This is a genomic window from Phenylobacterium sp., assembly GCF_031984885.1.
In the GTDB taxonomy this organism is placed as follows: Bacteria; Pseudomonadota; Alphaproteobacteria; order Caulobacterales; family Caulobacteraceae; genus Phenylobacterium.
Genome location: NZ_DAMABV010000005.1, coordinates 112901 through 136894 on the forward strand (window position 1 = coordinate 112901; position 23994 = coordinate 136894).

A 23994-nucleotide genomic window follows, 5' to 3' on the forward strand; every position below is an offset into this window, starting at 1 on the left:
TCGGCCCCCATGTCCAGAAACCCGAACGCCACAGGCGCCACCGACGCCGATCACGCCGTTGTCCGCTTCGATGATGTTTCGATGCGCTATGGTCGTGCCCCCGAGACTTTGAAGGACCTTACCTTTTCCCTGGAGCCGGGGTCGTTTCATTTCGTCACCGGCGCGTCGGGAGCGGGCAAGACCTCGCTGCTCAAACTCCTGTTCCTGGCGGCCAAGCCGTCCAAGGGACTCATGCACCTGTTCGGCCAGGACGTCTCGACGATCGCGCGCGAGAACCAGCCTTTCCTGCGCCGCCGCATCGGGGTGGTGTACCAGGAGTTCAAGCTGCTGGAGCACCTGTCGGTGTTCGACAACACCGCCCTGCCCCTGCGCATCGAGGGCCGCAAGCCCGACACCTATCGCGACGACGTGGCCGAGCTGCTGGCCTGGGTGGGCCTCAAGGACCGCATGCACGCCATGCCCGCCACCCTGGCCGGCGGCGAGAAGCAGCGCCTGGCCATCGCCCGCGCCGTAGTCAACCGCCCCGAGATCCTGCTGGCCGACGAGCCGACCGGCAATGTCGATCCCGACATGGCCCTGCGCATCCTCAAGCTGTTCGTCGAGCTGAACCGGCTGGGGACCACCGTGCTGTTCGCCACCCACGACCAGGACCTGGTCGCCCGCTCGGGCATGCCGGTGCTGCACCTGGACGCCGGCCGGCTGACCACGCCGAGGGAGCGCCGATGAGCGATTTCGACGTCGCCCGCTGGCGCCCCGCCCCCTTCCTGCCGGAGACCGATTCCCGCGACGGGTCGCTGACCTTCGTGGTCGCGGTGCTCTGCTTCCTGGCCTGCCTCACCCTGCTGACCGTGCTGGCCGCCAACCGCGCCGCCCACGACTGGACCGACCAGCTCGAAGGCCAGGCGACGGTCATCGTCCGCCCCAAGGCCAACGAGACGCCCGACGGCGCCGCCGCCCGCGCGGCCGAGACCCTGGCCGGGGTGCCCGGCGTGGCCGAGGCCCGCGCCATCGAGAAGGAGAAGGCCGAGGCCCTGATCGCCCCCTGGCTGGGCGACGCCGACCTTTCCGACCTGCCCGTGCCGCGCCTGGTCGGCGTCCAGTTGACCCGCCAGGCGCCCGCCAGCGCCCAGGCCCTCGACCAGGCGCTGAAGGCCCAGGGGCTCGACGCCGTGGTCGACGACCACTCGGTCTGGATGGCCGACATCCAGCGCGCGGCGCGGATGGCCCGCTGGGCCGGGCTGGCGGTGTTCGGCCTGATCGCCCTGGCCGCCGCCGCGGTCGTCGCCTTCGCCACCCGCGCAGGACTGGCCGCCCGCCGCGAGGTGGTCGAGGTCCTGCACCTGTCCGGGGCCGAGGACGGCTTCATCGCCGGCCTGTTCCAGCTCCGCTTCGCCCGCATGGCCGCCACCGCGGGCTTGTTCGGAGCCGGCGGCGCGGCGATCATGGGGGCCATGCTACGCTTGGCGGGGGGAGGCCAGGGTTTGACGCCGGTGCTGCCGATCGCCTGGATCGACCTGTTGTCCGTCCTGCCCGCGCCGCTGGCGGCCGGCGCCGTGGCCGCGCTCGCCGCGCGCTTCACCGCCCAGTCGATGATCCGGGAGCTGGCGTGAAGGGTCTGACCGCCCTGCTCGTCCTGGCCGCCATCTGGGCGGCCGGCCTGCTGGCCTTCGCCGAGCGGGTCGAACGCTCGACGCCCGCCCCCTCGCCCGCCCCCGCCGACGGGGTCGTCGCCCTGACCGGCGCCGGCTCCAACGAGCGCATCGGCGCGGCCATGGAGCTGCTGGCCGAGGGCAAGGCCCGGCGCATGCTGGTCTCCGGCGTCAGCCGCGAGGCCTCGCGCGAAGACATCCGCGTCGTCAGCCGCGCCGCCCGCCGGCTCTACGACTGCTGCGTCGACCTCGGCTTCGACGCCGCCAACACCCTGGGCAACGCCCGCGAGACCCAGGAGTGGTCGCGCGCCATGCGCTACGACAGCCTGATCGTGGTCACCGCCGACTACCACATGCCCCGCGCCATGCTGGAGCTGCGCGGCGCCATGCCGGGCAAGCGCCTCGCCCCCTACCCGGTCGCCACCTCGGTGATGAACGCCGGCCGCTGGTGGCGCACCAGCGGCGCGGCGCGGCTGATGGTGACCGAATACTGCAAATATCTGGCGATCCTCGGCCGCGAGGCGGTCCTGGGTCTTGGCCCCCGCAGCGACGCGGCGGCGCCGAAGAAAGGCTGAACCGCTTGACGACCGTCCGCTCCCTCCTGTTCGCCGCCCTGTTCTACCTGTGGTCCGTGCTGGTCGCGGTCGGCTGCGCGATCGTGGTGCTGCCCGGCCCGCGCAGTTGGACGACGGCGATGATGCGCGGCTGGGCCAAGGGCATCATCGTCCTGCTCCGCGTGGTCTGCGACATCAGGGTCGAGGTCCGCGGCCGCGAGCACATGCCGACCGGCGCGGCCCTGCTGGCGCCCAAGCACCAGTGCATGTTCGACGTCTTCGCCCAGTTCGCCTTCATGCCCGACGCCTGCTTCGTCATGAAGAAGGAGCTGATGTGGATTCCGTTCTTTAGCTGGTACGCGATCAAGGCCAGGATGATCGTCGTCGACCGCGAGGGCCACTCCGCGGCCCTGCGCAAGCTGGTGAAGGACAGCCAGGAACGCTTCGCCGACAACCGCCAGGTGATCATCGCCCCGGAAGGCACCCGCACCGCCCCCGGCGCGCCGCCCGACTACAAGCCCGGCATCGCCGCGCTCTACCGCGAGATCGACGTTCCCGTGCATCCGGTGGCCACCAACGCCGGCGTCCACTGGCCCAAGCACGGCTTCACCCGCAAGCCGGGGACCATCGTCTTCGAGTACCTGGAACCCATCCAGCCCGGCCTCAAGCGCGCCGAGTTCATGCGCACCCTGCAGGACCGCACCGAAACCGCCTCGAACAAGCTGCTGACGCTGTAGCCCGAGACAGGCGAAGACTCGCCCTTCTCCCCTCAGCGCCCCGCCAGCTCGCGCGCCTCGACCATGCCCAGCAGCTTCTCCATCACCGGGTCGTGCACGCCCATCTCGCAGAGGTGGACCACCAGGTCGCGCAGATAGTCGACATTGCGTCCCGACAGGCCATGCGCCCCGGCGATCAGCTCCGCCTGCTTCTCCAGCGACAGCGCCCCGGCCCACTGCGGATGATGCACGTCGGACAGGAAGACCAGCGTCTCGACCCGGTGGCCGTTGGCCAGCCGGATATTGGCCTTGGCCTCGACATAGGTCTCGGTCGGCTGCTCGCGCTCGCGCAGATAGGCGTAGGTTTCGGGCCAGTTCTCCTCGGCCACCCGATAGGCCGCCCCGCGCACCGCGCCACCGGGGGCCAGGCCCAGCACCAGGCCCGGCCGCTGGTAGGTGCCGCGGTGGTGCACCGAATAGATGCAGAAGGCGCGCCGCCGCCCGTGTAGGGTGGCGCCCTGGCGCTCGATGAACTCGAACCCCGGACGCCACATCAGCGACCCGTAACCGAAGACCCAACGCTCAACCGACATGGCCCGCCGCGATAAATCCGCCCCGCCTTCCTCCCCTGTGCCCGATCCCGCGCATCACCGCAAACCCCGACGCATCGCGCTCTATGCGCCCTTCGTCATCGCCGGCGTCGCGGCGCTCGCCTGGAGCGGCCTCTGGGTCCACGCCCGCGGCGAGGCGGCCAAGCGGCTGGACGCCGGCGCCGAGCGGCTGCGCAAGGCCGGCTACGACGTTAGCTGGGGCGAGCGGAAGATCTACGGCTATCCCTTCCGGCTGAACGTCCAGCTCGCCGACGCCCGCATCCGCGAGCCGTCCGGCTGGGCGCTCGCTACGCCCCGGCTCGAGGGCCAGGCCTTCCTGCACGGCCTGTCGACCTGGGTGATCGCCGCCCCACAGGGCGCGACCTTCACCCGACCGGTCGGGGGGGCGGTGAACGTCAGCGGCGAGGTGATCCACGCCAGCCTCTCGGAGCTGGACAAGCCGCTGCCCAACTTCTCGTTCGAGGGGATCAAGCTCCGCTTCGCCCCCGCCGCCGGCGCCCAGCCGTTCGCCCTGTCGGCCGCCGACAAGGTCGAGTTCCACCTGCGTCCCGGCCCCGACGACCAGGCCGCCCTGTTCTTCAAGGTCGACGCCGGCCAGGCCCAGCTCTCGGGGCTGCTGGCCCGCATCGCCGACGGCAAGCCGGTCTCGATCTCCTGGGATTCGCTCCTTTCCAAGGTCAGCGCCTTCAGGGGCGCCGACTGGCCCGAAGCGGTCCGCGGCTGGACCACGGCGGGCGGCCGCATGACCGTGCGCCAGGCCGGGATCACCGCCGGCGAGGCGGTGCTCGGCGCGCAGTCGGGCGTCCTGAGCGTCGGCTATGACGGCCGCCTCAACGGCGCGCTGGACGTGACCCTGCGCGAGGCGCCCAAGGCCCTGGGCGCCATGGCCCAGACCGGCGCGATCCGTCCCGAGGCGGCGATGGCCGCCTCCGCCGTCGCCGCCGCGCGCCAGGGAAACGACAACGTCGCCCGCGCCAACGTCACCTTCCAGGCCGGCCAGACCACGCTCGGCCCCGTGGCCATCGGCCCGGCGCCCAAGGTCTACTAGCACCCGACGTATCATCCCGGTTTGCGCAGCAAGACCGGGACCCATGAACACCAGATGGACCAGAACCCGGCTCGGCCGCGCCCCATCGCCGCTTTCCGGGATGACGCCTCGTGATCAAGCTACGCGCAGGAACGACCCCGCCAGTTCCGCCGCGCACATGGCCCGGAACCGCTCCAGGCCCTCGGCGTGCTCGGGGTGCAGCGCGCTCAGCACCTCGACCGTGAAGGTCACCGGGGCCGAGCCGGCGGCCGTCACCAGCGTCCCGTCGCGCACCGCCGCGGGCGTGTCGACATAGAGGTCCCAGGCGCGATAGCCGCTGGCGTTCTCCTGCACGAAGTCCAGGGCGTTGGAGGTGTGCCGGCGGCTGTCCAGCAGGCCCGCCCGCCCCGCCGCCAGCGTCCCGGCGCAGATCGCCCCCACCACCTTGCCGGCCTCGTCGGCCGCCTGCAGCGCCGCCGAGACGTCGGGCGCGTCCGCGCCGATCCAGGCCGCCGAGCCGACCACCACCAGCGCGTCATAGGCGTCCGGCCTCAGGTCCTCGACCGCGTTCCCGGGGGCGATGGTCATGCCGCCCATCGAGGTCACCGGCTTGCCGCCCGGCGTGTGGAACGAGGTCGAGCCGTCGAAATAGGTGCGCACCGCCGCGCTCAGGTGGGCGGGCTCCCAGTCGGCGAAATCGTCGATGACGATGAAGGCGATGTGCTTGCCCATGAGAATGCTCCTGCTCGGCTTTGACTGAAACGCACCATGCCCCCGGCCGGCGCCCGAACGTGTCAGCAGCTTGGCGCGCTCCGAACGGCCCTCCGCCCCGCCGCCGCTGCGGCAACCGGTTTCCCGTGCAACTTTTTTGCGGCGAAGGGGCCTATTGCGCCTTCGGCTGCGATGACCTATGCGCCGAACCTTCGTTTTCGGGGGAAAGTATGGCCAAGGCCGATCCCAAGACCGCCGCGCCCAGCCTGGAAGCCGTCCGTGCGCGCATCGACGCGATCGACGCCCAGCTCCTGGCCCTGGTCGACGAGCGGGCGGGCCTGGCCGTGCAGGTCGCCGCCGCCAAGGCCGCGGCCGGCGACTCGGGCAAGTTCGCCCTGCGCCCGGGCCGCGAGGCCCAACTCCTGCGCGCCCTGCTCGACACGCCGCGCAACGCCGCCCGCCCCAGCCTGGTGGTCCGCGTCTGGCGCGAGCTGATCGGCGACAGCCTCTCGCGCCAGGGGCCGTTCCACATCTCCGTCTATGGCGGCCGCGAGTCCGGCCGCGCGGTCGAGGGCGCACGCCTGCGCTTCGGCGCCGCCCCGGCCCTGCGCCAGGTCGCCAAGCCGGAAGAAGCGATCGCGGCGGCCAGGACGCTCGGCGGCGTCGCGGTGCTGGCGCTCTCGTCCGAGACGCCCTGGTGGGGCCGCCTGCTGGCCGAGCCGAAGCTGAAGATCTTCGCCGCCCTGCCCTGCCTCTCGGCCTGGGGCCCGCTCGCGGCCCTCGCCGTGGCCGAGGTCGAGGTCGAGCCGACCGGCGCCGACGTCACCTATTGGGTCACCGACGCCCCCGGTTCGGTGCAGGCGATCGAGGACGCGCTGGGCCGCGACGGCGTCGCCGGCGACCTGATCGCCGACGTCGGCGGCCTCAAGCTGTTCGCCCTCATGGGCTTCTACCAGCCGAACGACGAGCGCCTGGCCCGTGCGCCCGGCCGGCTCAGCGGCGTCATCGGGGCTGCGCCGGCGCCGATGGACGTGTAAGACGGCGCCTCCTCCCATCGCCGCCGAGCCCATGTCCGACACCGTTCTCGACCGCGCCGCCGCGCCCCGCCCCACGCCCAAGCCGGGCATCCTCGACATCGCCCCCTATGTGCCGGGCAAGTCGCAGGTCGAGGGCGTCGAGCATCCGCTGAAGCTGTCGGCCAACGAGAACATCCTCGGCTCCAGCCCACGGGCGCGCGAAGCCTTCTCCACCGCCTTCGACCAGTTGCAGATGTATCCCGACGGCCGCAGCACCCTGCTGCGCGAGGCGATCTGCGCCAGGTACGGCCTGGAGCCCGAACGCCTGCTGTTCGGCTGCGGCTCGGACGAGATCTTCCAGTTGCTCAACCAGACCTTCCTCGAGCCGGGCGACAACATCGTCCAGGGCGAGTTCGGCTTCGGCGCCTACGCCATCGGCGCCCGCGCCTGCCAGGCGCAGGTGCGCATGGCGCCCGAGCCCGGCTACCGCATCGACGTGGACGAGTTGCTCAAGCTGGTCGACGAGCGCACCCGCATCGTCTTCGTCGCCAACCCGGCCAACCCGACCGGGACCTGGAACTCGGGCGAGGAGATCCGCCGCCTGCACGCCGGCCTGCCGCCCAGCGTCGTCCTCTGCCTCGACGGCGCCTATGCCGAGTTCTGCGACGACCCGGCCTATGAGGACGGCATGTCGATGGTCCGCGAGTTCGAGAACGTCGTCGTCACCCGCACGTTCTCCAAGCTGCACGGCCTGGCGGCGCTGCGCGTCGGCTGGGCCTACATGCCGCCCGAGATGGCCGCCGCGGTCGACCGCATCCGCCTGCCGTTCAACGTCAACATCCCGGCCCAGCTCGCCGCCGTCGCCGCCCTGGGCGACGACGACTTCCAGCGCCGCTCGCTCGACCTGGTCAACCGGTGGCGTCCCTGGCTGGCCCAGCAGCTCGGCGGCCTTGGCCTCCAGCCCCTGCCCTCGGCCGCCAACTTCGTGCTGGTCGGCTTCCCGGCCACGCCCGGCAGGACGGCGAAAGAGGCCGACGCCTTCCTCAGCGCCCGCGGCCTGATCACCCGCTACGTGGCCGGCTATGGCCTGCCCAACCACCTGCGCATCACCATCGGCCTGGAAGAGCACAACCGCGCCGTGGTCGACGCCCTCGCCGAATTCATGAATGGAGCCGCCGCATGAGCGTGATCTATCCGCGCATGGCGGTGATCGGCTGCGGCCTGATCGGCTCCTCGGTGATCCGCGCCGCCCGCGAGGCCGGCGTGGTCGGCCACGTCTTCGTCGCCGACGCCAGCGAGGCGCACCGCGCCCGCATCATCGAGCTCGGCTACGCCGACGAGGTCACCGGCGACATCGCCCAGGCCGTGAAGGACGCCGACCTCGTGGTCCTCGCCGTCCCGGTCCTGGCGATGGGCGAGGCCGCCCGGGCCGCCGCCGGCGCCCTGAACCCGGGCGCCACGGTCACCGACGTCGGCTCGGTCAAGGGCAGCGTCGCCGACGCCCTGGCCAAGGCCCTGCCCGAAAACGTCTTCGTCGTCCCCGGCCACCCGATCGCCGGCACCGAGCATTCGGGTCCGGACGCGGGCCTGGCCGAACTCTTCCAGAACCGCTGGGTGATCCTGACGCCCCAGGCCCGCGACGACGACGCCTATGTCGAGGCCACCGGCCGGCTGGCCGAGTTCTGGCGCGCGCTGGGCGCCAATGTCGAGCAGATGGACGCCGGCCACCACGACCTGGTCCTGGCCGTCACCAGCCACCTGCCCCACCTGATCGCCTACAACATCGTCGGCACCGCCGCCGACATGGAGGAGGTCACCCAGGCCGAGGTGATGAAGTATTCGGCCGGCGGCTTCCGCGACTTCACCCGCATCGCCGCCTCCGACCCGACCATGTGGCGCGACGTGTTCGTGGCCAACAAGGACGCGGTGCTGGAAATCCTCGGCCGCTTCACCGAGGACCTCCAGGCCCTTTCGCGCGCCATCCGCTGGGGCGAGGCCGACAAGCTCTACGACCTCTTCAGCCGCACCCGCGACATCCGCCGCGGCATCATCGCCGCCGGCCAGGAAAGCGCCGAACCCAACTTCGGCCGCGACCGCGGCAAGCATTAGCTAGGGTGTCATCCCGGTTTGCGGAGCAAGACCGGGATCCATGAACACCCGATGGTTCAGGCCCTGGCGCGGCCGCGCCTCATTCGTCAGGCGCGGCGCGAATGGGTCCCGGACAGGCGCTCCGCGCCTTCCGGGATGACACCAATTGGGTCCTTGTCCCCTAACCCGCGTGCTGCTCGCCCTTCGCCACCTGCTCGGCCAGTTTCCCGGGCAGCTCGGCCATGTGGTCGAACTCGGCGGTGAACTCGCCCAGGCCCTGGGTCAGGCCGCGCAGCTCCATGATCAGGTCCTGGCGCTCGGCCCGGGGCAGGCAGACCTCGATCTCGTCCCAGCCGCTCCAGCCCTCGCGCGGCTGGAAGCCGAGGATCTGGCCGCGCCGCGCCGACACCGCCTGGGTGATCTTCGAGGTCGAGGCCTGCGGCGCATGGATGGTCAGCTTCTCGACCGGCTCCAGCAGATAGGGCGCGGCGGCCCGCAGGCCCTCGCTCATCGCCAGCCGCCCGGCCGCCCGGAAGCTCATCTCCGAGGAGTCGACGCTGTGGTACGAGCCGTCGACCAGCACCACCTCGACGTCGGTCACCGGGAACCCGAAGGCCCCGCGCTCCATGGCGTCGCGCACCCCCTGCTCGACCGAGGGGATCCACTGCTTGGGCACCACCCCGCCGGTGATCTTCTGCGAGAAGGAAAAGCCCTCGCCCCGCGGCCGCGGCCGGATCTCCAGCACCACGTCGCCGAACTGGCCATGGCCGCCGGTCTGCTTCTTGTGCCGCCCGCGCTGGGTGACCGGCTTGCGGAGCGATTCCTGGTAGGAGACCTTGGGCCGGCCCGTCGCCGCCTCCACCCCGAACCGCCGCTTCAGCCGCTCCAGCAGCACCTGCAGGTGGGCCTCGCCGCGGCCGGAGACGATGGTCTCCTGGGTCGCCGGGTCCTGGGCGATGACGATGGCCGGGTCCTCCTCGGCCAGCTTGCTCAGCGCCGCCGACAGCCGCACGTCGTCCTTGCGGTCCCTGGCCGAGATCGACATCGAATAGAGCGTCGCCGGCGGGAAGGCCGGATCGGCCAGCCGCCGCGCCTTGCCGTCCATCGACGCCACCATGCCCGGCATCGCCGCCTCCAGCTTGCCGATGGCGACCACCTCGCCCTCGCCGGCCCTGTCGGTCTTGCGGCCGGCGGGCGAGGAATAGGTGGTCAGGCCGCCGGCCCGGGCCTTGTCGCCCTCGCCCAGCGTCAGCTCCTGGCCGTCGGCCAGCTCGCCCTGCATCACGCGGGCATAGGCGATCTTGCCCGCCTGCCCGGCGTAGGAGGTCTTGAAGACATAGGCGCAGGGCCCGTCCAGCCCCATCCGCGCCGCCGCGGCCATCACGTCCGGCGTCTCGTGGCGCAGCGCCTTCAGCAGCCGCCGGATCCCGAAGCCGTTCAGCGCCGAGCCGAAGAACACCGGGGTGATCAGCCCCTGGGCCAGGTCCGCCACCAGGTCGGCGAACACCGCGTCCTGGCTGGGGCTGAGGTCCGACAATAGCTGCTCCATCAGTTCGTCGTCGAAGTCGGCCAGTTGCTCCAGCATGTGGAACCGCGCATCGGCCTCCAGCGCCGCGACGTCGCCGCTGAGGTCGACCTGCTGGCTCGGCTGACCCGGCCGGTAGACGAAGGCCCGCTCCAGCGCCAGGTCCACGAACCCGGTCACGTGCTCCTTCTCGACCAGCGGGATCTGCCGCGCCACCAGCCGGTTCCCCGACGCCGGGGCCAGGGCCGCCATCAGTTCGTCCAGCCCGCCACGCGCCTGGTCGATCTTGTTGACGAACACCGCATGCGGCGTGCGCCGCGCCTCCAGCTCCTTGAAGATCGGCTGCAGCAGGTGCGCGCGCGTCGGGTTCGGATCGGCGACGATGATCGCCAGGTCCACCGCCGGCAGCACATAGTCCTCGGTCCCAGCGAACTCCGGCGATCCGGGACAGTCGATCACCGCATAGCGGTCGCCCATAAACTCGAAGCCCGCGACGTTGAACTCGATGGACTGGCCGCGCGACCGCGCCTCGGGGCTGGCGTCGCCGACGCTGGCGGCGCCCACCTCGCCCTGGCGCGGAATGGCGCCGGCGGCGAACAGCATGGCTTCCATGAGGGTTGTCTTACCGGCTCCCGCCGCGCCGACGAGGGCGATGGCGCGTGCGGCGCCGGAACCTGGTCTGCCCATTGCAGGCCCTCCCAAACGTGAGGGCGCCCGCCTCTTGGCAGCGGGCGCTTGTGACCCCGACCGCCTATATGCTTCCACCCGCCTTGCGATCAGCACAAGCGCCGAGTTCGATGGGGAGTTGGGATGAACGGTTATGCGTGGCTGGGCCTGGCCATCGTCGCGGAGGTGATCGCCACCACCGCCCTGAAGGCCTCCGACAGCTTCTCCCGGCTCGGGCCTTCGGTGATCACCACGGTCGGCTACGGCTTGGCCTTCTGGTGCCTGTCGCACTCGATGAAGACGGTGCCGGTCGGCGTCGGCTACGCGATCTGGTCGGGGGTCGGCATCGTGCTGATCACCGCCATCGCCTGGGTGCTGTTCAAGCAGCGCCTCGACGCCCCGGCCCTGCTCGGCATGGGCCTGATCCTGGCCGGGGTGCTGGTGATCAACATCTTCTCCAGGAGCGCGGGGCGCTGACCCTGACGGTCAGTGCGGAGCCCCTCCGGTCTCCAGGTCCAGGGCCAGCCGGTCCAGCCCCTCCCTGGTCCCGCGGATGCGTTCCTGCAGGTCGTCATGGCCGTCGAAATAGGCCAGTTGCTCGGTCAGCCGCATGAAGGTCGCCTCGCCCTCGGCGCTGAACTCCACCGTCACCAGCGAGGCGGACAATCGCTTGCCGCCGACCTCGATGTCGTAGGCGAAGACGATCCGCTCATTCCAGACGATGTCGAAGAACACCTTCTCGACGCTCTGCCGCACCCCGCCCTCCAGCACCGCGCGATAGCTCTCGCGGCCGCCGGGGCGGAAATCCATGGTCAGCTCCGTCTGTCCCTCGTCGGTATGGCAGTCCGACCAGCGGCGCTTGGCCTCGATGTCGGCCCAGGCGCCGAACACCGCCGCCGGCGGCGCGGCGAACCGGCGCTCGATCACGAAACTGGTATGGCTCGCCGAGGTCATTGGTCGTCTCCGCTCTTGGTCTGGGCCAGATAGGCGTCCAGCAGATCGAACTGCGCGCTCCAGGCCTGCTTGCGCTTGGCCACCCAGGCCTCCAGCGCCGCGAAGGCGCCGGGCGCCAGCCGATAGGTGCGCACCCGCCCGGCCTTCTGCGAGCTGACCATGCCGCTGGCCTCCAGCACCGCCAGGTGCTTCATCGCCGAGGGCAGCGCCAGGGTCAGCGGCCGGGCCAGCTCGCTGGCCGAGGCCGGCCCCTGCGCCAGCCGGTCGATCATCGCCCGGCGGCCCGGATCCGCCAGCGCCGTGAACACCCGGTCCAGCCCCTCGCCGGCCGCGTTCACGCCTCCTCCAGGAAGCGCGCGGGCATCAGCTCGCGATAGGGGAAGTATTCGAAGAACGGCCGCGCCTCCTCGATCGCCCGGCTCACCGAGGGCCGCGCCAGCAGCCGCTCGAAATAGGCGCCCAGCTCGCCCTGGTCCTCGCCCCACGGCTCGACGATCCCGGCATAGAACAGCGCCGGCGCCGCGGCGCAGTCGGCCAGGCTGAAGGCCTCGCCCGCCGCCCAGGTCCGGCCTGCCATGTGCCGCTCGATCAGGCCATAGGCCATCACCAGCATCTCGCGGGCGTTCTCCACCCCGCGCGGGTCCTTCTCGCCCTCGCCCCGCAGCCGGTCGGCGACGATCTCCTGCATCGGCGTCATCACGTACTGGTCGAACAGGCGGTCCCACAGCCGCGCCTCCAGCCGCGCCTCGGGATCGGCCGGCAGCATCGGCGGCCCCGGATAATGCGCGTCCAGGTATTCGAGCATGATGCTGGTCTCGGGCACGGCCCGCTCGCCGTCCACCAGCAGCGGGATCTTCGCCGTCGGCCACAGCGCCTCGAGGTCGGCCCGGACCTGCGGCTGCGAGAAATCGACCACCCGCGCCTCGAACGGCGTCCCGCGCTCATAGAGCCCGATCAGCACCTTGTGGCAGTAGGACGACAGCGGATGGAAATGCAGCACCAGGCTCATCGGCTCGGCTCCCCGGAAACAATACTTTCCGCAATAGCTAACTATCCCGCAGCGCGTTTGGCAAGCAAAAACTTTCCGCCAGAGCTAAGTATCGTCCGCATCAGAGCTTGGCCTTCAGGAACCGCACCACCTCTTCGTTGAACCGAAGGTGGAAGGCGGCGCGGTCGAACCCCGGCGTCGGCGCGCAGACCTCTGGCGCCGCGGCGGCCAGTTGCGGCGTGCATGGCCGCAGGAAGTCGAAATGGCCGGCCCCCTCGACCCGATGAAACTCCGGCGCCGTCGGCAGGGCCTGGCGGACAGGCTCGACGTACCAGGGCGCCGGCAGCACCTCGTCGCCCGCCGCCTGCCAGAGCTGGACCGGCTGCGCCACCGCGTCCAGCCGCCCGGGCGTAAAGGCGAATCCCAGGGCCGGCGCCGCCACCACCAAGGCCTTGATGCGCGCGTCATGGGTCCAGCGGGGACTTTCCGGCCCGACCGGGCGGGCGGCGATCAGGCGGCAGTCGTAGAAGCCGGGATGGGCGCGGCAATGCCCTTCGATGCGCGAAAGGTCCGCCTCGCCCCCCGCCGCGGTCAGCACCGTGAACCCGCCGGCCGAGAACCCGAACGCGCCGACGCGCTCGGGATCGATGACGGCCCGCCCGTCCCAGTCCGCCAGCATGTAGTCGATCAGCACCGACAGTTGCCGGGGACGACCGGCCACGTCGGTCGCCCGGCTCTGGTCGCGCCAGTTGTCGCCGGTATGAGTCAGGGCCGCGACCACGAATCCCGCGGCGGCCAGGGCCTGCGCCGTATCCTCATGACTTCGGAAGTCGCCGCCGTTGCCATGCGAGATCACCACCAGCGGCAAGCGCCCCGCCACGCCGGGCGGCGACCACACCCCGGCCTCAATGGCCGGCCCCTCGCCGTCGGGTACGACCAGCCGCGAGAAGGCGACCGCGTCGGCGGGCTTCGCCGCCGGGGCCGGCGCAGGCGTCCGGGCGGCTTCGGGCGAGGCGGAGGACAGGGCCGCCAGGGCGGCGATCAGGGGCAGCAGGGACATCTGTAGGCGCTCTCCAGGGGATGTTGCGAGACCGCCGATTGCCGCCAGCCTCTTCCCCCCGCCAGCGCTTCTGCGTGAACGGGCGAACGGGTTCGCCAACGGGCGAGCCGCTGCGGCGCAGGCCCGCCTTTGCTAGGGTCGGCGCATGGAATCGGCGGGCGACAACAAGCAGGCGAAATGGCGATCGGCGGCGACGGGCTTCGCCGCGGCGACCGCCGTCGGGCTGTCTCTCGGCGCGATCGGCCCCTTCGGCAGCTACCTGAACGGAACGCCGCCGGTGCGCATGGCCTACTGGGTCGCCTGCCTGTGGGCGGGCTGGCTGGCCTTCGGGTTCAGCCTGCCGCGCCTGTCGGCCTGGGCCGCCCAGCGCCGCGCGCCGCTCTGGCTGTGGGCGCCGCCGGCGGTCGCCCTGCTGGCCGTGCCGCCCGCCGTGATCAGCCGGATGCTGGCCGTGCGCCTCTGGCCGATCGTCGGCGGGGTCCACTGGCTGGAATGGTACGCCCAGTGCCTGCTGATCAGCGCCCTGATCACCGCCGGCGTCCTCTGGGCGACGCGCCCGCGCGATCCGGCCCAGGGCCGCAACCCGGCCTCGGCCGATCCGCGCGACCGCCTGCCCCCGCGCCTGGGCCGCGCGGTCCTGTGCCTGAAGATGGAGGACCACTACGTCCGGGTGCACACGACCCAGGGGTCGGCCCTGGTGCTGATGTCCCTGTCCCAGGCGATGGACGGCCTGAAGGACCTGGAGGGCGTCCAGACGCACCGCTCGTGGTGGGTCGCCCGCTCGGCCATCACCGGCGTGGTCGAGGATGGCCGCAACCTGCGCCTCAGCCTCAAGGGCGGCCTGCAGGCCCCCGTCTCCCGCGCCCGCGTCGGCCGGCTGCGCGAAGAGGGCTGGCTCGCCGCCGGCGGCTGACGCAGCCATCTCCTCTCCCCTCGGGGAGGGGAACCCGAGCTACTCCCCCGGACCCTGGGCCGGTGGCCCCAGGAACTCCGTCACCGCCTCGATCACCTCGACCAGGCCCAGCCGGTCCACCCGCACGCCTTCGGGCAGGCCCGAGAACAGCCGCGTCGGGGCGGCGGCGTCCAGCATCACGAACACGCCCTTGTCGTCGGCGCGGCGGATCAGCCGGCCGAAGGCCTGGGATATGCGGGCGCGGGCGACGTTGTCGTCATAGACCTTGCCCCCGAACCGGGTGCGGCGGGCCTTGTGCAGGATGTCGGGCCGCGGCCAGGGCACGCGGTCGAAGGCCAGCAGCCGCAGCGAGCGGCCCGGCACGTCCACCCCGTCCCGCACCGCATCCGTGCCCAGCAGGCAGGCGTCCTCCTCGGCGCGGAAGATGTCGACCAGGGCGCCGACCTCCAGCGGGTCGACATGCTGGGCGTAGAGCGCCAGCCCCTTGTCGGCCAGCGGCGCGGCGATCTTCTCGTGCACCGCGCGCAATCGCCGGATGGCGGTGAACAGGCCAAGCCCCCCGCCCCCGGCCGCCAGGAACAGCTCGCGCATCGCCGCGGCCACCTGGCGCGGATCGTCGCGGCCGATGTCGGTGACCACATAGGCCCGGGCATTGGCGGCGTAGTCGAACGGCGAGGTCAGCTTCAGGGTCTTGGGGCGGTCGGGCAGCCTTGCGGCGCCGGTGCGCATCTCGGCCAGGGCGAACGGGTCGTCCAGGGTCGGGTCGGTCAGGGTGGCGCTGGTCACCAGCACGCCGTGCGCCGGGGCGATGACGGCGTTGGTCAGCGGCTCGGTCGGGTCGACCCAGTGCCGGCGGCAGGCGGCGTCCACCACCCGGCCATAGAGGAAGGTGGCGTCGAACCAGTCGACGAAGTCGGGATCGTCCTCGGCGTCCTCGTCGATCGCCCGCAGCATCGAGCGCCAGGCCGGCAGCAGCATCCGGCAGCGGCGGTCCAGCCCGCGCAGCGCGCCCTCGATCCGGCCGCGGTCGCTGGTCACGATCTGGCTGGCTTCCTCGTCCAGCAGGTCTTCCAGATGCTGCGCCAGCGCCAGCAGCGGCGCCTCGATCTTGGCCAGGGCGGCGGCGGCCTCGCGGGCCGTCGTGCGCACCAGGTCCAGGGCCGGGCGCGCGGCGCACTCCATGCCCACGTCCGAGGGCGCGGCCCGCGCCCGCAGTTGCTCGATCACCGCCACCAGGAAGGCCTCGATCGGCCCGATCGGGTTCACCTCGCCATTGGGCGGGGCGATGCGCCCGGACCAGCCCTCGCCCGGCAGGGCGGCGGCCGCGTGCAGGGCCGCGGTCAGCGCCTCGCGCGCGTCCTCGCGATCGCCCAGCATGTCCATCAGCCGCGCTTCCAGCCCGCGGCCGCGGCGGCCCCGGCCCTCCGGCCCGCGGATCCAGCGGCGCAGCTCGGCCGTCTCCTGCCCCGACAGCGCCGCGGCGAAGGCCGCGTCGGCGGCGTCGAACAGGTGGTGGCCCTCGTCGAACACGATGCGCTTGAGCTGGGTGGTCTCGCCGTCGCCCTTCGAGCCGCGCGCCGCCCGGGCGCCGTCGAACGCGGCCTGGGTCAGCACCAGGGCGTGGTTGGCGATCACCAGGTCGGCCTTGCGCGAGCCGCGGATCGCCTTCTCGACGAAGCAGGTCCGATAGTGCTGGCAGCCGGCGTGGATGCACTCGCCGCGGCGGTCGACCAGGTTGGCGGCGCTGGCCTGCCCCGCCGCCGGGACCGCGAACAGGGTCGGCAGCCAGGCGGGGAAGTCGCCGCCGGTCATGTCGCCGTCGCGGGTGGCCCGCGCCCAGCGCGCGGTCAGCGCCATGCCGATCAGGTCGGCCCCGCCGAGCTGGGCGGTGTTGGCCATGTCCTGGAAGTTCAGCAGGCACAGATAGTTCTCGCGCCCCTTGCGGACCACGGCCTTCCTGGCCCGGACCTTGGGGTCGGGATAGATCGAATGGCTCTCGCGCTCGATCTGCCGCTGCAGGGCGCGGGTATAGGTCGAGACCCAGACCGACGGCCCGTTGGCCTCGGCCCACAGCGAGGCCGGCGCCAGGTAGCCCAGGGTCTTGCCGACCCCGGTGCCGGCCTCGGCCAGCATCATCCGCGGCTCGCCCTCGCGGTCGCGCGGCATGAAGGCGAAGGCCGTCTCCTGGGCGTATTCGGCCTGGGCGGGGCGGCTCTCGTCCAGCCCCGAGCGTTGCAGCAGTTCGGCCAGCCGCCGGCCGGCGTCCTCCGGCGCGATCGGCTTGGAGCTGGCCTCGCCGGGCGGGGCCTGGTCCTCCCATTCGGCGATGCGGGTCCAGACGTCCATGCCCGAGGTGCGGAACTGGTTGCCGACCGGGGCCGAGCGCAGGGCGGCGACCACCGACGGCCCCCACGCCCAGCCGGCCCGCATCATGGTCTCGGCCAGGGCCAGGGCTTCCTCGCGGCTCGGCTGCGGGCTGGCGGCCAGCTCCTGCAGGAGCTGGGTGCAGGCCGCGCGCAGGGCCTGCGCCTGGGCCTGCGCGCCCTTGGGCTCGGGCTGGCCCAGCGCCAGGGCCAGGCCCACCGCCGACGGCGCGCAGAAGGTCGCCGGCCGCGTGAAGGCGTAGAGCTCCAGGGCGTCGAACAGGCCGGCGATCCGCGGCGGCGCGTTCAGCCCCAGGCGCCGCGCGGTCATCGAGGCGTGGGCCACCAGCGCCGGCCCCCGCTGGATCAGGTCGCGGGCGTCCGGCGCCCGGATCGCCTGGCCGCCCTGCACGTCGGCGACCGCCGCCCGGGGCCCCGGCAGCACGACCAGGGCGGGCGCCAGTTCCAGACTGTTGGCCGGGGCGTTCACACCGCCTTGCTAGCTGCTTTCGGCAGGAAACGGAAAGGGAACGTTGAAAACCTGCCGATAGGCCGCGGTTACTCGCCGATAGCCTCGCCCGAGCCGCCGAACTCGGCCGGGAAGTCCTTCAGTTTCGGCAGGCCGTCCTGCATCCGCAGAACGGTCTCGGCATAGTTGACGTGGACGCCGGGCGTGAATTCGAGGGTCGGCAGCGTGGCCGCGAACACGTCGATCAGCTTCAGCGGCGGATGGTTGGTCATCAGGTGTCCGCCGCACTTGCTGCAATACTGGCGCTCGCTCATGTCGGTCTTGGCGAAGGTGGCCAGATGTTCCTGCCCGGCCGTCACCTTGACCGCCGACGGCTCCCAAAGACTGAAGGCGTTGACCGGGCCGCCGGACCACGATCGGCAGGATCGACAATGGCAATAGCCCATGGCCGCCGGTTGGCCCGTGACCTCGATCTTCACGGCGCCGCAGAAGCACTCGCCTGGATAGGACTGTGACATGCTCGGCTCCTCGTCAGCCTATGCGCGACGCCCGCAAGTCTACGCCCTCAGCGTGCGCCCGCCACCGACTCAGGGGCGCCGCTGCGCAACCCAAACTTGACTCGAACAAACCACGAACTTATCGCTGGGACGGCAATTCATGCGGGTGGGCAAGATGGGTTTCGCGCTGGACTTGGCTTCGATCGAAGGGCTCGACAAGGACGAGGCCCTGCGCCGCCTGGGATACGTCGATACCGGCCGGCGGACCGACCGTATCGGGCGTGATGTGGCGTGGGCCGCCACCTCCAAGGGCCGAGTCGTTCTCATTGCGCGGCACGGCTGGCTCAAGCCCGCCCGACTGGCGGAACTCTCCGGCGGAGCCTCGCTGGTGGCCGGACGGTTCGAGACTCACGTCGGCGACAGCAACGCCTGGGGCTATCGCGACGGCGCCTGCGTCTGGTCGGTCCTGTGCTCCGAGGAAGGTCGCCACGGCGACCAGCACGGCCTGACGGTCGATGGCGCGCCGCCGCCGGAATTCGCCGTCATCCGCGAACGCCTGCTGGCCGAACGTCGGGCCGAGGCCCACGACGACGACGAGCCCGACGAAGGCCTGCTCGATCTGCCCGAGGAACTGGTCGGCGCCATCGGCGGCTGGACGCCGGAAGGCGACAACAGCGAGGATCTGCAGTTCTTCATCGCGGCCCCGGACGGCGTCGCCGCACAGCGCTCCCCCGGTTTCTTCAGTCGGCTGTTCAAGGGCTTGGGCCGTTCCCGGTAAGCGGCGCTTGCACGAAACGTAACGCGAACATCATATGGGGCGATGGCCGACGCAGCAGCGCTCACGCCCGATCTCTTGCCCGAGAAGTTCGCCGCCTGGTTCCATGAGCGCGGCTGGAGCCCGCGCGCGCACCAGCTCGAAATGGTCGCCCAGGCACGGCAGGGACGCGACGCCCTGCTGATCGCCCCGACCGGCGGCGGCAAGACATTGGCAGGTTTCCTGCCCAGCCTGATCGAGCTGGCGCAGCGTCCGCCGGCCAATACCCCGCGCGGAATTCACACCCTCTACATCTCGCCGCTGAAGGCGCTGGCCGTCGACGTCGAGCGCAACCTGATGGCCCCGATCCTCCAGATGGGCCTGCCCATCGTCGCCGAGAGCCGCACCGGCGACACCGGGCTCTCCCGCCGCCAGCGCCAGCGGGTGAAGCCGCCGGACATCCTGCTGACCACGCCCGAGCAACTGGCGCTGTTCTGCGCCTGGGAAGGCGCGCGGCTCTATTTCGAGAGCCTGTCGTGCGTGATCCTCGACGAGATCCACACCCTGCACAGCTCCAAGCGCGGCGACCTGCTGGCGCTGGATCTGGCGCGCCTGCAGCAGTTCGCCCCGAACCTGCGGCGCGTGGGCCTGTCGGCGACGGTGGACGATCCGGACGTGATCAGGCGCTGGATGGGCTATGGGCGCGAGGCGGACACCCACGAGTCCGTCGCCTTGGTCCGCGGCCCCGGCGGCGCGCAGCCGATCGTCGACATGCTGCTGTCCGAGGGCAAGGTCCCCTGGGCCGGCCACACCGCCAAGCACGCCATGGACGAGGTCTACGAGGCCATCAAGCAGGCCCGCACCGCCCTGGTCTTCGTCAACACCCGCTTCCAGGCCGAGTTCGCCTTCCAGGAGCTCTGGCGGCTGAACGAGGACAATCTCCCCATCGCCCTGCATCACGGCAGCCTGGCCGCCGAGCAGCGCCGCAAGGTCGAGGCGGCCATGGCCCGGGGCGAACTGCGGGCCGTGGTCTGCACCTCGACCCTCGACCTCGGCATCGACTGGGGCGATGTCGACCTGGTGATTCAACTGGCCAGCCCCAAGGGCGCCAGCCGCATGGTCCAGCGGATCGGCCGCGCCAACCACCGCCTGGACGAGCCCTCGCGCGCCCTGTTCGTGCCGGCCAACCGCTTCGAGATGCTGGAGTGCCAGGCCGCGCGCGAGGCCATCGCCGAGAACCGCTTCGACGGCGAGCCGACCCGCATCGGCGCGCTCGACGTACTGACCCAGCACGTCATGGGCTGCGCCTGTTCCGAGCCCTTCGACCTGCTGGCCCTCCATGACGAGATCACCAGCGCCGGCCCCTATCGCGACCTGCCCTGGGAGGATTTCGAGCAGGTCGTGGATTTCGTCTCCACCGGCGGCTACGCGCTGAAGACCTACGACCGGTTTCGCCGGATCGTGAAGACCCTCGACGGCCGCTGGACCGTGCGCAACGCCGAGACCGCCCAGCGCCATCGCCTCAACGTCGGGGCCATCGTCTCACCGGCCATGCTGGCGGTCCGCATCTCGATGGGCCGCGGCCGCGCCGGCCGCAAGATCGGCGAGGTCGAGGAGGGCATGCTGGAGATGCTCGACCCCGGCGACACCTTCGTCTTCGCCGGCCAGGTCTGGGCCCTGGTCGCCGTCACCGGAACCGAGGTTCTGGTCAGCCCGGCGACCAACAAAGACCCGAAGATGCCGTCCTGGGGCGGCTCGAAGTTCGCGCTCTCGACCTTCCTGGCGGGGCGCGTGCGCGAGTTGATGTACGATCAGGCGCACTGGCAGGTGCTGCCCGCCGATGTCCGTGAATGGCTGGAAATTCAAAGGGATCACTCGCTGATCCCGCCGGCCGACGACCTGCTGCTGGAGACCTTTCCGCGCGGCAGGCGCCATTTCATGGTCGTCTATCCGTTCGAGGGGCGGCTGGCGCACACCACGCTCGCCATGCTGCTGACCCGCCGGCTGGAGCGGCTGGGCGTGGGGCCGCTGGGCTTCGTCTGCAACGACTACGCCATGGCGATCTGGGCGCTGAAGCCCATGGACGGCCTCGATTTCGACGACCTGTTCGGCGAGGACATGCTGGGCGACGACCTCGAGGCGTGGCTGGCCGAGAGCTTCATGATGAAGCGCGCCTTCAAGGGATGTGCGATCATTTCCGGACTCATCGAGCGGCGCTTTCCGGGACACGAGAAGAGCGGCCGCCAGGTGACCTTCTCGACGGACCTGATCTACGACGTGCTGCGCCGCCACCAACCCGACCACCTGCTGCTGCGCTGCGCGCGCGAGGACGCCGCCACCGGCCTGATCGACGTCGCGCGACTGGGACAGTTGCTGCAGAGGATCTCCGGCCGCATCCGCCACGCGGCCCTGGACCACCTGTCGCCGTTCTCGGTCCCGATCCTGCTGGAGATCGGCAAGGAGCGTTCGCCTGGCGGCGCGGCCGAGATGATCCTGGCCGAGGCCGAGGAAGACCTGATCGCCGAGGCGATGTCGTGAGCGCGCTGGCCGAACCCTACGCCTTCGCCGCCAGCCCCTGCGGCGGCCTGCGCACGACGCTCAGCGAAACCGCCGTCACCCTGCGGCCAAGCGGCGCCTTGTGGATCGAGGCCGCGCGCATGCTGGTGGTCGCCGACCTCCACCTGGAGAAGGGCTCGTCCTACGCCATGCGCGGCCAGATGCTGCCGCCCTACGACACCCGCGACACCCTGCGCCGGCTGCAGGCCGAGGTGCTGGCCGCCGCTCCCGACGCCGTCGTCCTGCTGGGCGACACCTTCCATGATCGTTCCTCGGAAGACCGCCTGGCCCGCGACGACGCCGAGGGCCTGCGCGCCCTGTCCGGCCTCACCCGGCTGATCTGGGTGGTCGGCAACCACGACGCCGACGGCCCCCGCCGCCTGCCCGGCGAGGTCGCCGGCGAGATCGCGGTCGGGAGCCTGATCCTGCGCCACGAACCCACGCCCGGCCGCCAAGACGGCGAGATCGCCGGCCACCTGCATCCCTGCGCCCGCGTGGTCGCCTCACGCGGCAGCGTGCGCCGCCGCTGCTTCGTCACCGACGGCGCGCGGATGGTGGTCCCGGCCTTCGGGGCCTATGCCGGCGGCCTGAGCATCCGGGACGAAGCCTTTGCGGGGCTGTTCACCCGCCCGCCGCTGTGCGGGGCGCTGGGCGCGGGACGGGTGCATGCGGTCGGCTGGCGCTCGGTCGCCGGCGACTAAGGTCACATCCGCAGCGCCTGCTCCAGCGCCAGGGCCAGGGAGACGCAGGCGCCCAGGGTCAGCGAGGTCATCAGCCGCGGATAGCGGGCCGGCACGTCCGGCGCGGCGTGGTCATAGAGCCATTGCAGGATGAAGGCCGCCATGAAGCCGAAGAGCAGCCACGAGGTCTCGACCGAGCCGCGCGCGAAGATCAGCGTCCAGGCCACCGTCGGCGAGATCACCGAGGCCGCCAGCCGGGTCCAGCGCGGCGTGGCCCGCGCGCTCTCCAGGCCCCAGCGGATGCCGCCCAGGAAGCCGAGCACGATCGCCGACCAGGTCAGCAGCACGGTCAGGGCCGGCCCGCTGAGGTCGCCGGGCCCATAGACATAGATCAGCGCAGCGGCCGGAAACGGCGCGAGCCCGAACAGCGCGATCGCCCATAGGGGGCGCGGCGCGGAGGCCTCGGCATGCACATGGCCGTCGGTGTGGGTCTCCACGCGCTCAGTTCCTCCGGAAGGCGACCGAAGCGGCCCAGCCTGCGGCCAGGGCGATCGCCACCGAAGCCAGACCGTAAGACCATGGCCTTCGATGGGCGAAGAGGTAAAGCATCCGTTCGAGGCCGGCCTTCTCGACCGTCAGGCCGCGCACCCGCTGCGAGACCGGCTGGCCATCCTGGAACAGGAAGATTTCGGCCGAATAGACCCCGATCGGCGCGGCGGTCGGCAGGTCGATCTCGGCCTTGAACAGCCCGTTGTCGACGAAGCTCACCCCGCGCGAGTCGGCGGCGTAGAGCCCGCCCTCCTCCTTCAGCCGGACCACGGCGCGGCGCCAGTCGAGATAGTCGGCGCCCAGCCCGCTGACCACCACGTCGCGGACCCCGTAGCGGGTCTCGGTGCGCTGCTCCATCGGGGCGTTGATGCGCAGGTGGTCGACGCCCGCACCCAGCCTGCGCAGGGTGCTGAAGCTGGCGATCTCGCCGAGCGGCCGGGTCGAGGCGGCCATGTAGAAGCCCGGTGCGCCCTCGAACACCACCGGCCGCGAATTGACCCAGACCCCGGCCACCCGGGTCTTGCGCGCCATGCGGACCGGCGCATCGGGGCCGCGGACGATCACCACCACGTCGCTGGGCCTTTGGCCGGGATCGAGGACGGCGCCGTAGAGCACGATGCGCGCGCCGCGGAAGCTGGAGGTCACCTTGACGTTGGTGGTCGTCAGGGCCGCGGAGACGGCGGCCGGCGGCGGTTCGGGGGGGGCGGCCACGGGCATCAGCCGTTCCCCGCCATCAGCACGAACGGCTCGTCGGGCGTGAAGAACAGGCCCAGCCCCATCCGCAGGCCGACCGCCAGCACGATGATCGCCAGCAGCGCCCGCAGCTCCTCGGCCCGGAAGCGGGACGAGGCCCGCGCCCCGACCTGGGCGCCCAGCACGCCGCCGACCAGCAGCAGGGTCGCCAGCACCACGTCGACGGTCTGGTTGCGGCCCGCCTGCAGCACGCTGGTCAGCGAGGTGGTGATGATGATCTGGAACAGGCTGGTGCCCACGACCACGCCCGCCGGCATGCGCAGGATGTAGACCATGGCCGGCACCAGCACGAAGCCGCCGCCGACCCCCATGATCGCCGACAGGACGCCGACGAACACGCCCAGGAGGATCGGCGGGATGACGCTGATATAGAGCCGCGAGCGCGGGAACCGCAGCTTGAACGGCAGGCCGTAGAGCCAGGGCGGGCGGCGGTCCTTGCGCGGCTTGGGCGCATCGCCGCGCCGCCGCCGCAGGATCGAGCCCAGCGACTCCGACAGCATCAGGGCGCCGATCACGCCCAGGAAGATGAGATAGGATAGCGAGACCACGAGGTCGGCCTGGCCGAGCAGGCGCAGCCAGCGGAACACCTCGACCCCCAGCAGCGAGCCGACCGCGCCGCCGGCCGCGAGCACGCCGCCCATCCGGAAGTCGACCGCCTTGCGCCGGGTGTAGGAGATCACGCTGGAGGTCGAGGAGGCCGCGACGTGGTTGGCCTCGCTGGCCACCGCCACGGCGGGGGGAATGCCCAGGAAGACCAGCACCGGCGTCATCAGGAAGCCGCCGCCGATCCCGAACAGCCCCGAGATGAAGCCCACCGCCGCGCCCAGCGCGATCAGCAGAGGCGCGTTCACCGAGACTTCCGCTATGGGCAGATAAAGGTCCAAGGGCGCCCCTT

25 protein-coding genes are annotated in these 23994 nt (G+C 71.6%); 13 read left to right on the forward strand and 12 right to left on the reverse strand.

Annotated elements, in window-relative coordinates:
* Nucleotides 1-9 precede the first annotated feature (9 nt).
* From ftsE to RTL41_RS09555, 4 genes are read left to right on the forward strand one after another with little or no spacing between them, the layout of a single operon-like run.
* A complete protein-coding gene (ftsE, locus tag RTL41_RS09540) occupies nucleotides 10-726 on the forward strand; it encodes a cell division ATP-binding protein FtsE (protein ID WP_312163699.1) in 717 nt (238 codons plus the stop codon).
* Nucleotides 723-1610: an FtsX-like permease family protein gene (locus RTL41_RS09545; protein WP_312163701.1), complete on the forward strand. Its 888-nt coding sequence runs from the start codon at nucleotides 723-725 to the stop codon at nucleotides 1608-1610. Before ftsE ends, RTL41_RS09545 begins: the two co-directional genes overlap by 4 nt.
* Nucleotides 1607-2224, forward strand: coding sequence for a YdcF family protein (locus tag RTL41_RS09550; protein WP_312163703.1), 618 nt, complete (start codon nucleotides 1607-1609; stop codon nucleotides 2222-2224). The genes RTL41_RS09545 and RTL41_RS09550 overlap by 4 nt, the downstream gene beginning before the upstream one ends.
* A 5-nt stretch (nucleotides 2225-2229) precedes the next feature.
* The gene (locus RTL41_RS09555; RefSeq protein ID WP_312163706.1) at nucleotides 2230-2940 is read left to right on the forward strand and encodes a lysophospholipid acyltransferase family protein; all 711 of its coding nucleotides are present in this window, start codon (nucleotides 2230-2232) and stop codon (nucleotides 2938-2940) included.
* Nucleotides 2941-2972: 32 nt separating this feature from the next.
* On the opposite strand, the gene RTL41_RS09560 is transcribed toward RTL41_RS09555, so the two are convergent.
* Entirely contained in the window at nucleotides 2973-3512 is a 540-nt protein-coding gene (locus RTL41_RS09560; protein WP_312163708.1) for a gamma-glutamylcyclotransferase, read from the reverse strand.
* Nucleotides 3513-3549: 37 nt separating this feature from the next.
* On the opposite strand from RTL41_RS09560, the gene RTL41_RS09565 reads away from it, so the two are divergent.
* On the forward strand, nucleotides 3550-4578 hold the full coding sequence (locus RTL41_RS09565) for a DUF2125 domain-containing protein (RefSeq protein ID WP_312163710.1): 1029 nt from the start codon (nucleotides 3550-3552) through the stop codon (nucleotides 4576-4578).
* 114 nt (nucleotides 4579-4692) lie between these two features.
* Here RTL41_RS09565 and RTL41_RS09570 read toward each other — a convergent pair whose 3' ends face one another.
* The gene (locus tag RTL41_RS09570) at nucleotides 4693-5289 is read right to left on the reverse strand and encodes a DJ-1/PfpI family protein (protein WP_312163712.1); all 597 of its coding nucleotides are present in this window, start codon (nucleotides 5287-5289) and stop codon (nucleotides 4693-4695) included.
* Nucleotides 5290-5498: 209 nt separating this feature from the next.
* Here RTL41_RS09570 and RTL41_RS09575 point away from each other — a divergent pair, with 209 nt between their 5' ends.
* From RTL41_RS09575 to RTL41_RS09585, 3 genes are read left to right on the forward strand one after another with little or no spacing between them, the layout of a single operon-like run.
* Complete coding sequence (locus RTL41_RS09575; protein WP_312163713.1) at nucleotides 5499-6305, forward strand: chorismate mutase; 807 nt, start codon at nucleotides 5499-5501, stop codon at nucleotides 6303-6305.
* 31 nt (nucleotides 6306-6336) lie between these two features.
* Complete coding sequence (gene hisC, locus RTL41_RS09580; protein WP_312163715.1) at nucleotides 6337-7467, forward strand: histidinol-phosphate transaminase; 1131 nt, start codon at nucleotides 6337-6339, stop codon at nucleotides 7465-7467.
* Nucleotides 7464-8393, forward strand: coding sequence for a prephenate/arogenate dehydrogenase family protein (locus tag RTL41_RS09585; RefSeq protein ID WP_312163717.1), 930 nt, complete (start codon nucleotides 7464-7466; stop codon nucleotides 8391-8393). Before hisC ends, RTL41_RS09585 begins: the two co-directional genes overlap by 4 nt.
* 160 nt (nucleotides 8394-8553) lie before the next feature.
* On the opposite strand, the gene RTL41_RS09590 is transcribed toward RTL41_RS09585, so the two are convergent.
* Nucleotides 8554-10584: an elongation factor G gene (locus RTL41_RS09590; RefSeq protein WP_312163719.1), complete on the reverse strand. Its 2031-nt coding sequence runs from the start codon at nucleotides 10582-10584 to the stop codon at nucleotides 8554-8556.
* Nucleotides 10585-10707: 123 nt separating this feature from the next.
* Here RTL41_RS09590 and RTL41_RS09595 point away from each other — a divergent pair, with 123 nt between their 5' ends.
* Nucleotides 10708-11040: an SMR family transporter gene (locus RTL41_RS09595; RefSeq protein ID WP_312163721.1), complete on the forward strand. Its 333-nt coding sequence runs from the start codon at nucleotides 10708-10710 to the stop codon at nucleotides 11038-11040.
* Between the two features lie 9 nt (nucleotides 11041-11049).
* On the opposite strand, the gene RTL41_RS09600 is transcribed toward RTL41_RS09595, so the two are convergent.
* The 4 genes from RTL41_RS09600 to RTL41_RS09615 form a co-directional block, all read right to left on the reverse strand.
* Nucleotides 11050-11517 (reverse strand): SRPBCC family protein, encoded by a 468-nt coding sequence (locus RTL41_RS09600; protein ID WP_312163724.1) that lies wholly within the window; start codon nucleotides 11515-11517, stop codon nucleotides 11050-11052.
* Nucleotides 11514-11855 carry a metalloregulator ArsR/SmtB family transcription factor gene (locus RTL41_RS09605; protein WP_312163727.1) on the reverse strand — a complete coding sequence of 114 codons (342 nt, stop codon included), beginning with the start codon at nucleotides 11853-11855 and terminating at the stop codon, nucleotides 11514-11516. Before RTL41_RS09605 ends, RTL41_RS09600 begins: the two co-directional genes overlap by 4 nt.
* Entirely contained in the window at nucleotides 11852-12526 is a 675-nt protein-coding gene (locus tag RTL41_RS09610) for a glutathione S-transferase family protein (RefSeq protein WP_312163730.1), read from the reverse strand. Before RTL41_RS09610 ends, RTL41_RS09605 begins: the two co-directional genes overlap by 4 nt.
* 100 nt (nucleotides 12527-12626) lie before the next feature.
* Complete coding sequence (locus RTL41_RS09615) at nucleotides 12627-13565, reverse strand: prolyl oligopeptidase family serine peptidase (protein WP_312163731.1); 939 nt, start codon at nucleotides 13563-13565, stop codon at nucleotides 12627-12629.
* Nucleotides 13566-13710: 145 nt separating this feature from the next.
* On the opposite strand from RTL41_RS09615, the gene RTL41_RS09620 reads away from it, so the two are divergent.
* The gene (locus RTL41_RS09620) at nucleotides 13711-14478 is read left to right on the forward strand and encodes a LytTR family DNA-binding domain-containing protein (RefSeq protein WP_312163732.1); all 768 of its coding nucleotides are present in this window, start codon (nucleotides 13711-13713) and stop codon (nucleotides 14476-14478) included.
* 39 nt (nucleotides 14479-14517) lie between these two features.
* Here the strand turns inward: RTL41_RS09620 and RTL41_RS09625 are convergent, their stop codons facing one another.
* Nucleotides 14518-17331: an ATP-dependent DNA helicase gene (locus tag RTL41_RS09625; protein ID WP_312163735.1), complete on the reverse strand. Its 2814-nt coding sequence runs from the start codon at nucleotides 17329-17331 to the stop codon at nucleotides 14518-14520.
* Nucleotides 17332-17399: 68 nt separating this feature from the next.
* Complete coding sequence (locus RTL41_RS09630; RefSeq protein WP_312163737.1) at nucleotides 17400-17828, reverse strand: GFA family protein; 429 nt, start codon at nucleotides 17826-17828, stop codon at nucleotides 17400-17402.
* Nucleotides 17829-17967: 139 nt separating this feature from the next.
* Here RTL41_RS09630 and RTL41_RS09635 point away from each other — a divergent pair, with 139 nt between their 5' ends.
* The 3 genes from RTL41_RS09635 to pdeM are packed head-to-tail and all read left to right on the forward strand — an operon-like array spanning nucleotide 17968 to nucleotide 21818.
* Nucleotides 17968-18585 (forward strand): hypothetical protein, encoded by a 618-nt coding sequence (locus RTL41_RS09635; RefSeq protein WP_312163740.1) that lies wholly within the window; start codon nucleotides 17968-17970, stop codon nucleotides 18583-18585.
* Between the two features lie 42 nt (nucleotides 18586-18627).
* Complete coding sequence (locus tag RTL41_RS09640) at nucleotides 18628-21099, forward strand: ligase-associated DNA damage response DEXH box helicase (protein WP_312163741.1); 2472 nt, start codon at nucleotides 18628-18630, stop codon at nucleotides 21097-21099.
* A complete protein-coding gene (gene pdeM, locus RTL41_RS09645) occupies nucleotides 21096-21818 on the forward strand; it encodes a ligase-associated DNA damage response endonuclease PdeM (RefSeq protein ID WP_312163744.1) in 723 nt (240 codons plus the stop codon). The genes RTL41_RS09640 and pdeM overlap by 4 nt, the downstream gene beginning before the upstream one ends.
* Before the next feature lie 2 nt (nucleotides 21819-21820).
* Here the strand turns inward: pdeM and RTL41_RS09650 are convergent, their stop codons facing one another.
* Genes RTL41_RS09650 through RTL41_RS09660 form a run of 3 tightly spaced genes read right to left on the reverse strand, consistent with a single transcriptional unit; the run spans nucleotide 21821 to nucleotide 23983 of the window.
* Nucleotides 21821-22294 (reverse strand): DUF3429 domain-containing protein, encoded by a 474-nt coding sequence (locus tag RTL41_RS09650; protein ID WP_312163747.1) that lies wholly within the window; start codon nucleotides 22292-22294, stop codon nucleotides 21821-21823.
* Nucleotides 22295-22298: 4 nt separating this feature from the next.
* Nucleotides 22299-23063 (reverse strand): TIGR02186 family protein, encoded by a 765-nt coding sequence (locus tag RTL41_RS09655; protein WP_312163749.1) that lies wholly within the window; start codon nucleotides 23061-23063, stop codon nucleotides 22299-22301.
* Nucleotides 23063-23983, reverse strand: coding sequence for a sulfite exporter TauE/SafE family protein (locus tag RTL41_RS09660; RefSeq protein ID WP_312163751.1), 921 nt, complete (start codon nucleotides 23981-23983; stop codon nucleotides 23063-23065). The genes RTL41_RS09655 and RTL41_RS09660 overlap by 1 nt, the downstream gene beginning before the upstream one ends.
* Between the last annotated feature and the right edge of the window lie 11 nt (nucleotides 23984-23994).